A 13127-nucleotide genomic window follows, 5' to 3' on the forward strand; every position below is an offset into this window, starting at 1 on the left:
ACAGTTCGGTTCTTTTGGAAGGACTCCACCGCAGATTGGCAAAGTAGTTATTACCCCCCGCGCCCACTTGCAAATAGGTTTTTTGGCTGGGCGTCCAAATCACGCCCACATTCCAATAACTGCCATTATTGGCACCGTTCACCGTACCGACATTGGCGAAACTGTTTTCATAGACGCCCGCTTGGACAAACGGTCGAACATGCTCCCACAGGCGATAACTGATCTGGCCACTATAATTACGATAGGTCACGTCCCCGCTGCCCGCCACTCCCACATTACCCCCATCGCTAAACATATCCTGCTGAAAAAAATTCAGCCGCCAGCCGATCTGGGTGAATTCCTTGCCATTGTATAGATTTATATACTCCGACACGTTATTGGAAGCCCCGATCCCCCCATCGCTGCTATTACTGCCCGTTGTCGTGTAGGCGTAGCTCAAACCCACCACACCATCCACATATCCTCCCAAATGGGGAGTCCAATAGGGATTCACCCGGAACACTTGATAGGTGCTGGTGGTGCCTGTGCGCGAAATATTATCAACAGCGTAAACGCCTCGTCCGAATGCGCCAGCGTTGTTATACTGCCCGATATTGCTGTTGGCGCTCAGGAATAGAGAGTTATCCAGTATCTCCCCATGAGAACTAAACCCTAATTGGTTATTGAAATTGACGGAAGATGCCTTGCCGGTATAGAAAATCCCCTGTAGCTGATAGTACAGGCTAAATGACCAAGGGCCGGTTCGCGTCGCGTAGATTCCGGGACTCAGCATGGTCACGAGCGAACTTTGTCGAGTCCGTGAATTTGGAGTATTGGCCGTGGCCTTATCCGGGGCTAAATAAATATTATCCGAGTATTGTTCATTGGCGAAAAAAATTGGCTGGATGCGCAAATCCGCTGCGCCTGCCTCACCAAGAAAAGCCAACAAAATGCAGCTTCTTAAGGCTTTTCTGCTCAGGCGACCGCGACCCGGTGACAAGCCGAGAAACTTATTCCTTGGGTTTCTGCGACTGTCCATAAGTGCCATATCCGTAGCCGTAGCCGTAACCGTAAAAATAGGCGTAATAATTGAAAGCCAAGCCCTGATTGGTTTTGTTCAGCACGCAGCCAACCACATCGCAGGCTTCGAGTTTTGAAAGGGATTCCTGGACAATATACTGCGGGGTTGTATCGGCCTCGATCACCAACACGACCTGCCCCACTAAGCTAGCCAGCACAGCGCCTTGAGTGGCCGCCAATAATGGGGGCGAATCAAAAATCACCACCCGGTCGTCATAACGGGCGGATAGCTCCTTGACCAAGCGCTTCATCGCGTCGCTAGCCAATAACTCCGTGGAATTCCGATCCTGCCGACCCGCTGGCATGATGGTTAAGTTGGGAATGTCGGTTTTGAAGGCCACATCCGAAAAACGCACATTGCTGTCTTTCAACAGGTCCGTCAGTCCCGCTTCCCCGGAACTCCCGAGCAAGCCGCCAATGGAGGGTTTCGCCACGTCCGCGTCAATCAGTAGTACCCATTTATCGCGCTCCATGGCGATACTTAAAGCCAGATTCATGGCCGTAAATGTTTTTCCCTCACCCGGCACGCTACTCGTGACCAAAATCAAATTGGCCCGCTCGATGCCATTGTCCTCGTCGGGAAAGGCATTCATCAGCAGCGGGCGCTTAATCACGCGATACTCTTCCGCCAACTGGGTGCTGGACATTTCTGGCACCAACATGCCCTTGGACTTAAGCGCCAGCCAGTCGATTTCCATGATTTTCCGAGTTCGCTCCCCGCCGGTTGAAGGAGGCGGGTTTGGTGCCGTGTATGGCTGGCTTGGTTCAGATGCGGGGTGCGGGTTTTCTACCGCCGGTGGCACGGGTTTCTCCGCCGCCGGCGTCACTAGGAGCTGATCCTGCCCTAAGGCTTTATCCAGCGCTTTTTCGATAATGCTCACGCCTCACGCTCCAAAAGTTATGAAGTTAGGCAGATGATAGCCTTTGACCTCCACGGCAATAACGCCCGCGAAGATCACCAACAGCGCGGCAAATGAAGCAACAAACCCCCAGAACCGCCGCCACTTCTGCTTTTTGATCTCTGGAATCCAATTCATAGAAACGGTGCCCAATACCGGCACGCCGGTTAATTCGCGAAGCTTTTGGCTGGTGGTGAACGGGGGACGCAGCAGTGACAAGAAAATCGCCACGCCACCGCCGAATAAAACCCCGCCAAACAGCACGCCACTGGACAACAGGATGCGATTTGGTGCCGCTGGCTTGGTGGGCACCTGGGGAGGATCGACGATTCTGAATTTGACGCTATCGGTATTCTGTTCGATATTCTCGGACATCCTGGCCTGTTCCCGGCGGCTCAGCAATTGGCTGTAATTGGTTTTCACCGCCTCATAATCACGGTTCAATCCCTGCAATTGGGTTTCCACCCGCAGCCTGTCATCCATTTGCTTTTTCATATTCTCGATTTTGTCCTCGAATAATTTCACCCGGGACGTGAGCGAGGCAATATTGGCGTCTTGCTCTCCCAGCGCCAGTTTCTGCTGTTGGAAAATCGGATTCTCTGCCGCGCCCGGTGGAAGCGTGCTTTCCCCGGAGGATTCGGCTTGCGTCGCCGCCGCGGCCTCCCGCTCTTTTTGCTTGGTCAATTCAGCGATGCTGGCCTTGGCGGCAATCACCTCGGGATGGCCTTTGGTGTACTTGAGCAATAATTCGTCCAACCGGGACTGCAACGCTTGGATGCGTAAATCCAAGGGACTCGGCGCGGCTTGTGTGGCGGTGCCATAGTCAATATAGCTGGACTCGTCCTCCTCCATTTGGCGCTTTATTTCATCCCGTCGGTTAATGGCCTCCTGCAAGCCCATTTTGGCTTCTTCCAAGCTATTGTTCAAAGCCCCCAATTGTTCGTAGAGATTCCCGCCCTGTCCGGGTAATAAGCCATAATTGGTGCGCTTGAATTCTTCCACCGCTCGCTCCGCCAATACCAAGCGGGCTTCATATTCCTTGATTTGTTGGTCCAAGAACTTCTGCGCGGTATTGGAATCCTCGCGGGATTCTCCCAGGGTTTGCTCGACGAATATGGTCAGCAGGGCTTGCACGACTTTTTTCGCCACTTTTGGGTCGGGGTCTTGAAACCCAATGGTAAACAAGTCGCTTTCCCCGCCCGCGATCACCATGGAGGATTGCAGTCGGCTCACCAGTTTCTCCATGGCGGCCTCATCCTTCACCCCCAAGTCCAAATCGGTCATTCTCGCAACCTTTTCGAGATTGGGCCGACTGAACATCAGTTTCGACATTAATCGGATACGGCTGGAAACATCCGGCTGTATCGCCAATCCCGACAATAAGGGACGCAGAACAGAACGGGTATCCACATGAACCCTGGCGTCGGCCTGAAACTTGTCCGGCATTTGGGATACAAACACCCATCCTCCCAGGCAACCCAGCCAAGCCAATATCACGGCGGTCCACCGATACCGGGCCGCATTCTGAGCGTAACTCAGTAATTCAGTAAAGAGATTATGCATAGGACAGTCTCCAAATCCGGGCTAGAAATAAGCTTCTGGAATAATTAACACGTCGCCCGGCAAAACATTAACATTGGCGGTAATGTCTCCGTCCTCCAATAGATCATCAATGCGAATCCGGAATTGCTGTTTCACGCCGTTAACCGTCCTAATAATGGTCGCCCGGTTGCCTGCGGCATAATCCGTCACGCCGCCCACCAAGATCATTAAGTCCAACAGGGACATATTTTCTTTATAAGGCACGGCCTGCGGCTTGGCGGCCTGCCCAAGCACGCGAACCTGCTCGTCGTATGGACCCACGAAACCACTGACAATCACGCTGACCAGGGGATTGCGGATGAATTTGCTTAATTCGCGCTCAATATCTCGGGCCAGTTGGAAAGGGGTTTTCCCGGAAGCGGGCAATTCCTCGACCAAGGGGGCGCTAATTTTGCCATCCGGCCTCACCGGCACGGTCCGGGTGACTTCGGGATTGCCCCAAACGAACATTTCAATACTGTCGCCAGGTCCGATGACATAGGTATATTCGGTGGGCGGCTCCACATTGGGTGCCAGCGGCGCGGTTCCGCAGCCGATGAATAAAAACGGACAGACCACGAGAAGGGGGAATAGTCGGGGCCTAGCTTGCTTCATGTTTAGTTTCCGTTTGGATTTGAGTAACACGGGGATTCACGGGTGCTTTTCCAAAACGCGGCCAAAAAACCGCGCCTCAATTGAGGAAATTTAAACGGACGCCCGATTTAAGTTGCCGTCGCCGGTGGCATTCCACGAGCATACCGATCAATCCGCGCCAAGGCTTCGCCAAGCCGCTCCACTGGCACGGTATAACTAAACCTTAAGAACCGCCCAGGAGAATGGGTGCCGAAATCCAGGCCGGGAGTGACGGCCACGCCAGCCTCGGACAGCAATCCCATGGCGAATCCATAACTATCTTTGGAAAACCGGCCACAATCGGCGTAAATATAAAACGCCCCTTCCGGCTGGGCTTTGATAACGAAACCAATGTCCTTTAGGCCAGCGCATAGAAAATCGCGCCGCTCTTTGAACAAGAAGCGCCTGCGTTCAAGTTCTTGCAGATTTTCTTCCGTGAAGGACGCCAGCGCGGCGACCTGGGAATGGGTGGGCGCGGATATGAATATGTTTTGCGCCAGTCTTTCGGCGAACTCGATATATTCCTCGGGCACCACCACCCAGCCGAGCCGCCAGCCAGTCATGCCGAAATATTTCGAAAAACTATTGACCACGAACGCTCGCGGAGAAAACGCCAAGGCCGTGGGGGATGGGCTTGGGCCGTATTCCAGCCCGTGATAAATCTCGTCGGAAATAACGAATCCGGCCTGCCGGTCCGCCTCTTCCAAGAGACCCTGGAGAGTGTCGGCGGCCATCATGGTGCCCGTCGGGTTGGCGGGCGATGCGGTAACAATCCCTGTCATTCGATCATCCCAAAGCTTGCGTAGCAATTCGGCGTTCAAGTGGAATCCCGTGCTTTCGTCCACCGGGACGAGGCGCGGGGAACCGCCGAACAGCCGGACAAAGTTCGCGTAACACGGATAGCCCGGATCGGCCAGGGCCACCTCGCCGCCAATGTCGAGCGCCAGTCCTAGGCTCAACAAAAAACCGCCAGAAGCGCCCGGCGTGACGAATATCCGTTGCGGCCCGACCCGAACCCCATAGCGACGGCCATAATACTCAGCGATGGACTCGCGCAGCTCGGGCAAACCGCCCGCCGGAGTATACTTGACGTTGCCACCCCGGATAAACCCTAAAGCCGCCTCTACTACCAAAGGGGGGGTGGGGAAATCCGGCTCGCCGATTTCCAGGTGAATGATGTCCCTGCCTTGCCGCTCCAATGCCTTGGCGCGAGACAATACCTCCATCACATGGAAGGGGCTGATTTGTTTGATGCGCTCGGCCAGGTTCATGTGGGTATCGTCCTGGTCTGGTTAGTTTTTTGCCATGATGGCGTGACGGACGCCATTCGAAACAATCCTCGCTCTAGTTGCCCCAAGTTCGCTTTTCTGCTAGTAATACTCGGCTTTTTGAACTTGGTTTAGGAGTTACCGGATGTCCAGCGCCAAAAAGACCGAGACTCACTCTACGCCCTTCAGCTTCAAGCCGTACCAGCCCGAGGAAGGCGAAGAGTACATGAACGAGCCTCAGGTTGAGCATTTCCGCCGCATTCTACTGAATTGGAAGGCGGAACTCATGCGCGAAGTCGACCGCACCGTGCACCACATGCAGGACGAGGCGGCCAATTTCCCCGACCCCAACGACCGCGCCACCCAGGAATCTGAATTCAGCCTGGAACTGCGCACTCGTGATCGGGAGCGCAAGCTCATCAAGAAGATCGAAGAATCGCTGGAAAACCTGGAACGCGGCGATTACGGTTACTGCGAGACCTGCGGCATCGAGATTGGTCTGCGCCGCCTGGAAGCGCGTCCCACCGCCAGCCAGTGCATCGACTGCAAAACTCTCGACGAACTTCGCGAGAAGCAGGTCGGCTGATCCGCCTCCCGGCCCGCCGCCCCGAAATCCCCACGGCCCCGATGACGAACGCCACGTATCGGGGCCGCTTCGCGCCCTCCCCCACCGGCCCGCTGCACATCGGCTCGCTGTATACGGCCTTGGCTAGTTATTTACAGGCCAAGGCCCACGATGGGGCTTGGCGGCTGCGCATCGACGACCTCGACCCGCCCCGCACCGTCCCCGGCTCCGCCGACAAAATCAGGCGCACCCTGGAAGCCTTGAGTCTAGCCTGGGACGGCCCGGTCCTGTATCAAAGCCAACGGAGCGAGGCTTACCGGACTGGATTAGCCCGGCTTGAAGCGGCGGGGCTGGTCTATCCCTGCACCTGTTCGCGGAAAGACTTGGGCGACCACGCCGTTTATCCGGGCTTCTGCCGACACCGCGCTCCCCGCTCTGTCCACGAATCCCACGCGCTGCGCCTCGTCACGGCGGGCGTCCGAATCTCGTTCGAGGACCGGGTGCGGGGTCTGGTTGAACAGAACCTCGAAACCGAGGTGGGCGACTTCATCCTCTACCGTCGCGACCACGTATTCGCCTACCACCTCGCCACGGTGCTGGACGACGCCGAGCAAGGCATCACCGAAGTGCTGCGTGGGCTGGATTTGCTCGACTCCACGCCCCGGCAAATCTATCTGCAACGGCGGCTCGGCCTGCCCGAACCCGTTTATGCCCATGTGCCCATCCTGGTGGATAGCCAAGGCCACAAGCTCAGCAAGCAAACCTTCGCCCCGGAAGCGGAAACCCGCGACCCCGGCGGCGTGCTGTTCCGCCTGCTGAACCTGCTGAACCAGCATCCGCCCGCCGAATTGGCCACGGCACCCGCCCCGGAAATACTGGCTTGGGCCGTCGAACATTGGGATTTAGCCAGACTCCAAGGCATGGACCACATCCCGGTCGAAGCAACCGCTGGAGTGCAAGGCTTGCCGTGCACTTTTCCATCCCTTGAGCAAGGCAAGCCTTGCACTCCCTGACAGCGCGATGAAGGATTATTTGCTCATCCTGGTCGGCACCACCCTGGTCAACAACTTCGTGCTGGTCAAATTCCTGGGACTCTGCCCCTTGATGGGCGTGTCGAAAAAACAGGAAACCGCCCTCGGCATGGGCCTCGCCACCACCTTCGTGCTGACCCTCTCGTCGATGTGCGGCTACCTCGCCAACGAATACCTGCTGGCGCCCTTGGGCCTCGAATACCTCCGCACCATCGTGTTCATCGTGGTCATCGCCGTGGTGGTCCAGTTCACCGAAATGGTGGTCCACAAAACCAGCCCGCTGCTTTACCAAGTCCTGGGGATATTCCTGCCGCTCATCACCACCAACTGCGCGGTGCTGGGCGTAGCGCTGCTGAATGTCCAGGCGCAGCACGGCTTCATCGAATCATTTTTATACGGCTTCGGCGCGGCGCTGGGCTTCACCCTGGTGTTGGTGCTGTTCGCCGGGGTGCGGGAACGCATCGACGTGGCCGACGTGCCCACGCCGTTCCGGGGCAGCGCCATCGCCCTCATTACCGCCGGGCTGATTTCCATGGCCTTCATGGGCTTCTCCGGCCTCGTGAAAGGCTGATACTCCCGCCATGCTGGCCGTTGTCACCGTCTGCATCGCCTTCGCCCTGCTGGGTTGGCTATTGGGCTGGTCGTCCCGGCGCTTCGCGGTCCAAGGCGACCCGCTGGCCGACCAAATCGACAAGCTGCTGCCCCAGACCCAATGCGCCCAATGCGGCTTCCCCGGTTGCCGTCCCTACGCCGAAGCCATCGCCCAAGGGAAAGCCGACATCAACCAATGCCCGCCCGGCGGCGAAGAGGGCGTCAAGGCGCTGGCCGATTTGCTGGGGGTGGAACCCAAGCCGCTGAACGCCAGCCACGGCCCGGAAAAACCCAAAGCCGTCGCCGTCATCGACGAGACCCGCTGCATCGGCTGCACCCTGTGCATCCAAGCCTGCCCGGTGGATGCCATCCTCGGCGCCCCGAAGTTCATGCACACGGTGATTGAAGCCGAATGCACCGGCTGCGAACTCTGCCTGCCGCCCTGCCCGGTGGATTGCATCGCGATGGAACCCGTCGGGGAAACGTTGGCGTCTTGGCGTTGGCCCGCCCCGGAGAACCGCCCGGCATGACGCTATGGAATTTTCACGGCGGGCTGCGTCTGGAACCCCACAAGGCCGAGTCCACCCAATTCCCGCCCCGCCTTGCCCCCTTGCCGGAGCGCTTGATTCTGCCGCTGCAAAAACGCGATGGCCGCAACGCCGAACCGCAGGTCAAACCCGGCGACCGGGTGCTGAAAGGCCAAATCATCGCGGGCGGCGGTGACAACCCGTTCAATCCGCCCATCCACGCCAGCACCTCCGGGACCGTCCTCGCCATCGAGCCGCGTCCCCTGCCCCACCCGTCCGGCCTGTCCGACCTGTGTCTCGTCATCGGACCCGACGGGGAAGACGCCGCCGTCGAGTTCGAACCGCCGCTGGACCACCGGGACTGCGAACCCGCCGAACTGCTCCGGCGCATCCATCGGGCTGGCATCGTCGGCCTGGGCGGCGCGGGCTTTCCCACGGCGGTGAAGGCCGACACCGGCGCCCGCCGCATCGACACGCTGATTCTGAACGGTGCCGAGTGCGAACCCTACATCACCTGCGACGACACCCTGCTGCGCCAGCGGGCCGGGGAAGTCCTGCGCGGCGCGGACATCCTCCGCCATATCCTCCGGGCGGAACGCTGCCTCGTCGCCATCGAGAACGACAGGCCGGACGCCATCGCCGCCGCCACCCTCGCCCGGCAAGCGCTTGGCCTGGACAGCATCGAGATCGTCCCCGTCCCAGCCATTTACCCGACCGGCGGCGAGAAGCAATTGATCCGGGTGCTGACCGGGCTGGAAGTCCCGGCGCGGGGCATTCCGGCGGACATCGGCGTGGTGTGCCAGAACGTCGGCACCACCGCCGCCGTGTATCGGGCCGTGGCGCGGGGCGAACCGCTGCTGTCCCGGCTCGTCACCGTCACGGGCCGGGGCATCCGCCAACCGCAAAATCTGGACGTCCGCCTGGGTACGCCCATCGCCGAATTGGCCGAGTTCTGTGGCGGCTACACCGACGCGGCGGAACGGCTGATCCTGGGCGGGCCGATGATGGGCTTCGCCCTAGCCAGCGATGCGCCGCCGGTCGTCAAATCCACTAATTGCGTGCTGGTGGCGGGCCGGGGCGAGCTTGGTGCGGCGCAACAACCCCAGCCCTGCATCCGCTGCGGCGCGTGCGCCGAAGTCTGCCCGGCCAACCTACTGCCGCAGCAGTTGTACTGGTACAGCCGCTCGGACCAACTCGACCGCGCCTTGGATTACCGGCTGGCGGATTGCATCGAGTGCGGCTGCTGCGATGTGGTTTGCCCCAGCCATATCCCGCTCGTGCAATATTTCCGGGCGACCAAGGGCAAGGTCCACGCCCGTCAGCGGGAGCGGGACAGCGCCGACCAGGCCCGCGTGCGTTTCGAGGCTCGGCAAGCCCGCAAGGTGGAAGAAACCCGCGAACGGGCCGAAGCCGCCAAGCGCAAGAAGGCCAATCTGGAAAAAGCCGCCAAGCCGGAAATCAAGCTGGCCATTGAGCGGGCGAAACAGAAGCGGGCGGAGAAGCATTCGAGCGAGACGGGACATCCAGCCGATACGGAGACGGTCAAGCTATCCCACGATTAGAATGTAGGGTGGGCATGTGCTCATGCCCACCGATGGTACTGAAACGGCACGGATGAAAGGCATTCATAATTCACCATGAGCGATTCCGAAAATCTGCTGCGCGAAATCGTGTCGGCCACCGTGGACGCCGTCGGCCCCGAGCGGATTGTCCTGTTTGGCTCACGCGCCCGTGGCGACGCGCAACCGGATTCCGATCTGGACCTGCTGGTCGTCGAGCGGGAGCCGTTTTCCGAATCATGTCGCCGCCAACATCAATTGCAGCGCATCCGCCGGGCGCTGTGGCGGTTCCGCCTGCCCATCGACGTGCTGGTGTATAGCCTGGACGAGATTGAGGCGTGGCGCGACTCGCCGAACCATGTCATTGGCCGCTGTCTGCACGAGGGAATCACGCTTTATGAGCGACACTAAACACGCCCGGCTCATGCTGGCAATGGCGGAGAACGACTTGCAGGCGCTCCGCAACATGCTGAACCCGGAGGCATTCGCCGATGCCATTGTCGGCTTCCATGCCCAGCAGTCCGTCGAGAAGTTGAGCAAGGCGTGGCTCAGCCAATTGGGCACGCCATATCCCCGCACCCATGATTTGCGGACCCTGTTTATCTTGATTGAGGATGCAGAACCCGCCGCCTTGGCGCCATTCCTACCCCTCGTGGACTTGACCGATTACGGCGTCCAGTTTCGCTATGAGGCTCCCATAGACCTGTCACCCCTGGACCGCGCCGCGCTACTCGATCAAGTGGAAGCTTTTCATCGTCAAGTGATGACCAGATTGGAAATAGCCTGAAAAAACACCAGTCCCCGGCTCCTCCCGCAAGCCAGCCGTCCAGCCGCTTGCCGCCAGCCCCGAAATCTAAACATGCGCGTCCCCACCTCATCCGCCCCCCACCTCGCCCCACCCAGCAGCACCCGCCAAATCATGCGGGAAGTCCTGGCCGCACTGCTGCCCGGCCTCGCCGCCCTGGTCTGGCAATTCGGCCCCGGCGTGCTGATTCAATGCTTCATCGCCGTGGCGGTGGCGACCAGCGCCGAAGCCGCCGCCCTGACGCTGCGCCGCCGCGCAATCGCGCCCACGTTGCAGGATTACAGCGCCGTCCTGACCGCCATGCTGCTGGCGGTGTCGCTGCCGCCGCTCGCGCCCTGGTGGATGACGGCCTTCGGCGCGGCATTCGCCATCCTCATCGGCAAGCAGGTCTACGGCGGGCTGGGCCATAACCCCTTCAACCCGGCCATGGTGGGCTATGCCGTGCTGCTGGTGTCCTTCCCACAGCCCATGACGGCCTGGCTACCACCGCTGGAACTCAACCTGCACCCGCTGGATTTCGCCGAGACCTGGCAAGCCATCTTCAGCCGGGAATTGCCGCCGAACCTGAGTTTCGACGCGCTGGCGATGGCGACGCCGCTGGACACGACCAAGACCCAGTTGGGCCAACAGGTGTCCTTGGACGAAATCCACGCGGCGGGCATTTTCGCCGGGATTGGCGGGCGGGGCTGGCAGTGGGTAAACCTGGGCTTTCTGCTGGGCGGCTTGTGGATGCTGCGGCGGCGCTTGATTGGCTGGCAGATTCCGGCGGGCTTCCTGGGCGCCTTGTTCGGCGTGGCGCTGGTGTTTTTCCTGCTCGATCCGGCCAGCCACCCGACGCCGTTGTTCCAATTGTTCAGCGGGGCCACCCTGCTGGGCGCGTTCTTCATCGCCACCGATCCAGTCAGCGCCGCCACCACGCCCAAGGGTCGGCTGATTTACGGTGCATTGATGGGCCTGTTGGTGTTCGTCATCCGCGCTTGGGGCGGCTATCCCGACGGCGTGGCCTTCGCGGTCCTGCTGCTGAATCTGGCCGCGCCCACCATCGACCATTACACCCGGCCTCGGGTCTACGGGACCATCGAATGAATCCGTTCAAACTTCCCCGTCATCCCGCCGCGCTGCTGGGCCTGTTCTCGTTGGTCGGCCTGGGTCTCGTGGCCCTAGTCCACGACCACACCGCCGAACGCATCGCCGCCAACGAGCGGGCCGTGCTGCTGCAAACCCTGGAAACCCTGATTCCGGCGGACAGCTACGACAACGACCTGCTGGCTGACACCGTGACGGTCGCCGATGCCAGCCTGGGCAGCCAAGCGCCCCTCACCGTTTACCGCGCCCGGAAGGATGGCCGGCCCGTCGCCGTCGCGCTGTCGCCCACCGCGCCGGACGGCTACAACGGCGCGATTCGGCTGCTGGTGGCGATTCGGGCCGATGGACAACTGGCCGGGGTGCGGGCGCTGAGTCATCGGGAAACGCCGGGCCTGGGGGATTTCATCGACGCGGGCAAATCGGACTGGATACACGGCTTTACCGGTCGTTCCCTGGAAAATCCGCCGGAAAGCCGCTGGCAGGTGAAGCGTGATGGCGGGGATTTCGACCAGTTCGCCGGGGCGACGGTCACACCGAGGGCCGTGGTCAGGGCGGTGCGGAATGCGCTGGTGTTCTTCCGTGTCCATCAGAAACGGCTGTTTGGGGACGCCGCTGGCACGGCCTTTTAGGCGCCTAACCACATCCCTACCCATACCGTTCCCCCATCCCCCGAATAATTTCCCGCAGCCGGTCCCGCAGCGAGTCCGGCGCCAGCGCTTCCACCTCCGCGCCGTGCCGGAGAATGTCCATCACCAACTCCCGGTCGTCGCTGTAGGGAATCTCCAGCCGATAGCCGCCATCCGCCTCAAACTCGCTCCTTTGCTGCGGATGCCAGATTTCCCGGCTCACCCACCGCGCCCGTTCCGGGGTGAAGCGCAGCACGGCCCATTGCACCGCGTCGCCGGAAAAGATGCCGTAGCCGGTGCCCAAATGGCGGTCCAACTCGGCTTCCGGGATGTCCAGCGCCGCGTCCGGGCCAATGGTTGCCGCTTCCAGCGCGTCCACGGCGAAGCTGCGGATGGCTTCCCGCCAATGGCACCAAGCGTCCAGATACCAGTTCTCCCGGTAATAAATCAGACGTTGCGGCGACACCGTGCGCTCGGTTCGGTGGCCGCTGGCGCGGTTGTAATGGGCGAGGCGGAGTTGCCGACGCTCGAACAGCGCCGTGGCGAGACTGGCGAAATGGCGGGTTTCCACCGCCCGCCGCGCCACTTGGAAGACCCGGACCCGCTTCTCCACTTCCTTGATGTGCGGGGAGCCAGTGCCAATGAGATGGTTGAGCCGATCCAGCAAGGGCCGGACATGGGGTTCCAGCAAGCCCGGCTGTAGGTCTTGCAGCAAGCGCCGCATGGTGAACAGGGCGTGGATTTCCGAGGCGTTGAACCGACATTCCGCACCCCCCCTCATCCCGAATTGGCATATAAAGCCACATAGCGTTCGCCGAGGACCTCGAGCAGCGCCCGGTGGTGGAGGTTGAGGTTCAAGACCACCTCGGCGACGGAGGCGACCACGAGGACGTGGAT

14 protein-coding genes and 1 pseudogene are annotated in these 13127 nt (G+C 60.3%); 9 read left to right on the forward strand and 6 right to left on the reverse strand.

All coding sequences use genetic code 11. From position 1 onward, the window contains the following. The 5 genes and pseudogenes from ACXWUF_RS09420 to ACXWUF_RS09440 form a co-directional block, all read right to left on the reverse strand. Positions 1-1018 (reverse strand): annotated as a pseudogene (locus ACXWUF_RS09420) (hypothetical protein); the annotation flags it as partial. Then, a complete protein-coding gene (locus ACXWUF_RS09425) occupies positions 990-1940 on the reverse strand; it encodes an XrtA-associated tyrosine autokinase (protein ID WP_458494415.1) in 951 nt (316 codons plus the stop codon). The gene ACXWUF_RS09425 and the pseudogene ACXWUF_RS09420, both read right to left, overlap by 29 nt. A gap of 3 nt (positions 1941-1943) precedes the next feature. Then, on the reverse strand, positions 1944-3521 hold the full coding sequence (locus ACXWUF_RS09430) for an XrtA system polysaccharide chain length determinant (RefSeq protein ID WP_458494416.1): 1578 nt from the start codon (positions 3519-3521) through the stop codon (positions 1944-1946). A gap of 21 nt (positions 3522-3542) precedes the next feature. Beyond that, positions 3543-4064, reverse strand: a complete 522-nt coding sequence (locus tag ACXWUF_RS09435; protein WP_458494417.1) for an XrtA/PEP-CTERM system exopolysaccharide export protein — start codon at positions 4062-4064, stop codon at positions 3543-3545. 197 nt (positions 4065-4261) lie between these two features. Next, a complete protein-coding gene (locus tag ACXWUF_RS09440) occupies positions 4262-5443 on the reverse strand; it encodes an aminotransferase class I/II-fold pyridoxal phosphate-dependent enzyme (RefSeq protein WP_458494418.1) in 1182 nt (393 codons plus the stop codon). 142 nt (positions 5444-5585) lie between these two features. Between ACXWUF_RS09440 and dksA the strand changes: the two genes are divergently transcribed. From dksA to rsxG, 9 genes are all read left to right on the forward strand, one after another. Further along, positions 5586-6026: an RNA polymerase-binding protein DksA gene (dksA, locus tag ACXWUF_RS09445; RefSeq protein ID WP_458494419.1), complete on the forward strand. Its 441-nt coding sequence runs from the start codon at positions 5586-5588 to the stop codon at positions 6024-6026. Positions 6027-6067: 41 nt separating this feature from the next. Next, the gene (gluQRS, locus tag ACXWUF_RS09450; protein WP_458494420.1) at positions 6068-7018 is read left to right on the forward strand and encodes a tRNA glutamyl-Q(34) synthetase GluQRS; all 951 of its coding nucleotides are present in this window, start codon (positions 6068-6070) and stop codon (positions 7016-7018) included. Positions 7019-7025: 7 nt separating this feature from the next. Beyond that, the gene (gene rsxA, locus ACXWUF_RS09455; RefSeq protein WP_458494421.1) at positions 7026-7607 is read left to right on the forward strand and encodes an electron transport complex subunit RsxA; all 582 of its coding nucleotides are present in this window, start codon (positions 7026-7028) and stop codon (positions 7605-7607) included. A gap of 10 nt (positions 7608-7617) precedes the next feature. Then, positions 7618-8157: an electron transport complex subunit RsxB gene (rsxB, locus tag ACXWUF_RS09460; protein ID WP_458494422.1), complete on the forward strand. Its 540-nt coding sequence runs from the start codon at positions 7618-7620 to the stop codon at positions 8155-8157. After that, on the forward strand, positions 8154-9716 hold the full coding sequence (gene rsxC, locus ACXWUF_RS09465; RefSeq protein ID WP_458494423.1) for an electron transport complex subunit RsxC: 1563 nt from the start codon (positions 8154-8156) through the stop codon (positions 9714-9716). Before rsxB ends, rsxC begins: the two co-directional genes overlap by 4 nt. A gap of 75 nt (positions 9717-9791) precedes the next feature. Further along, positions 9792-10124, forward strand: a complete 333-nt coding sequence (locus tag ACXWUF_RS09470; RefSeq protein ID WP_458494424.1) for a nucleotidyltransferase domain-containing protein — start codon at positions 9792-9794, stop codon at positions 10122-10124. Next, the gene (locus ACXWUF_RS09475) at positions 10111-10500 is read left to right on the forward strand and encodes a HEPN domain-containing protein (RefSeq protein ID WP_458494425.1); all 390 of its coding nucleotides are present in this window, start codon (positions 10111-10113) and stop codon (positions 10498-10500) included. Before ACXWUF_RS09470 ends, ACXWUF_RS09475 begins: the two co-directional genes overlap by 14 nt. A 72-nt stretch (positions 10501-10572) precedes the next feature. Further along, on the forward strand, positions 10573-11604 hold the full coding sequence (rsxD, locus tag ACXWUF_RS09480; protein ID WP_458494426.1) for an electron transport complex subunit RsxD: 1032 nt from the start codon (positions 10573-10575) through the stop codon (positions 11602-11604). Next, positions 11601-12233, forward strand: a complete 633-nt coding sequence (gene rsxG, locus ACXWUF_RS09485; protein ID WP_458494427.1) for an electron transport complex subunit RsxG — start codon at positions 11601-11603, stop codon at positions 12231-12233. Before rsxD ends, rsxG begins: the two co-directional genes overlap by 4 nt. 16 nt (positions 12234-12249) lie before the next feature. Here rsxG and ACXWUF_RS09490 read toward each other — a convergent pair whose 3' ends face one another. Then, positions 12250-13011 carry a helix-turn-helix transcriptional regulator gene (locus ACXWUF_RS09490; RefSeq protein ID WP_458494428.1) on the reverse strand — a complete coding sequence of 254 codons (762 nt, stop codon included), beginning with the start codon at positions 13009-13011 and terminating at the stop codon, positions 12250-12252. Positions 13012-13127: the final 116 nt, after the last annotated feature.

The sequence above is a fragment of the Methylomagnum sp. genome (assembly GCF_054333355.1).

What these genes read in the sequence shown, in the direction of transcription:
- ACXWUF_RS09430 (WP_458494416.1), bottom strand. Translation starts at nt 3,521, where the DNA reads ATGCATAATCTCTTTACTGAATTACTGAGTTACGCTCAGAATGCGGCC.
- gluQRS (WP_458494420.1), top strand. Translation starts at nt 6,068, where the DNA reads ATGACGAACGCCACGTATCGGGGCCGCTTCGCGCCCTCCCCCACCGGC.
- rsxA (WP_458494421.1), top strand. Translation starts at nt 7,026, where the DNA reads ATGAAGGATTATTTGCTCATCCTGGTCGGCACCACCCTGGTCAACAAC.
- rsxG (WP_458494427.1), top strand. Translation starts at nt 11,601, where the DNA reads ATGAATCCGTTCAAACTTCCCCGTCATCCCGCCGCGCTGCTGGGCCTG.
- ACXWUF_RS09470 (WP_458494424.1), top strand. Translation starts at nt 9,792, where the DNA reads ATGAGCGATTCCGAAAATCTGCTGCGCGAAATCGTGTCGGCCACCGTG.
- rsxD (WP_458494426.1), top strand. Translation starts at nt 10,573, where the DNA reads ATGCGCGTCCCCACCTCATCCGCCCCCCACCTCGCCCCACCCAGCAGC.
- ACXWUF_RS09490 (WP_458494428.1), bottom strand. Translation starts at nt 13,011, where the DNA reads ATGAGGGGGGGTGCGGAATGTCGGTTCAACGCCTCGGAAATCCACGCC.
- rsxB (WP_458494422.1), top strand. Translation starts at nt 7,618, where the DNA reads ATGCTGGCCGTTGTCACCGTCTGCATCGCCTTCGCCCTGCTGGGTTGG.
- dksA (WP_458494419.1), top strand. Translation starts at nt 5,586, where the DNA reads ATGTCCAGCGCCAAAAAGACCGAGACTCACTCTACGCCCTTCAGCTTC.
- ACXWUF_RS09440 (WP_458494418.1), bottom strand. Translation starts at nt 5,443, where the DNA reads ATGAACCTGGCCGAGCGCATCAAACAAATCAGCCCCTTCCATGTGATG.
- ACXWUF_RS09475 (WP_458494425.1), top strand. Translation starts at nt 10,111, where the DNA reads ATGAGCGACACTAAACACGCCCGGCTCATGCTGGCAATGGCGGAGAAC.
- rsxC (WP_458494423.1), top strand. Translation starts at nt 8,154, where the DNA reads ATGACGCTATGGAATTTTCACGGCGGGCTGCGTCTGGAACCCCACAAG.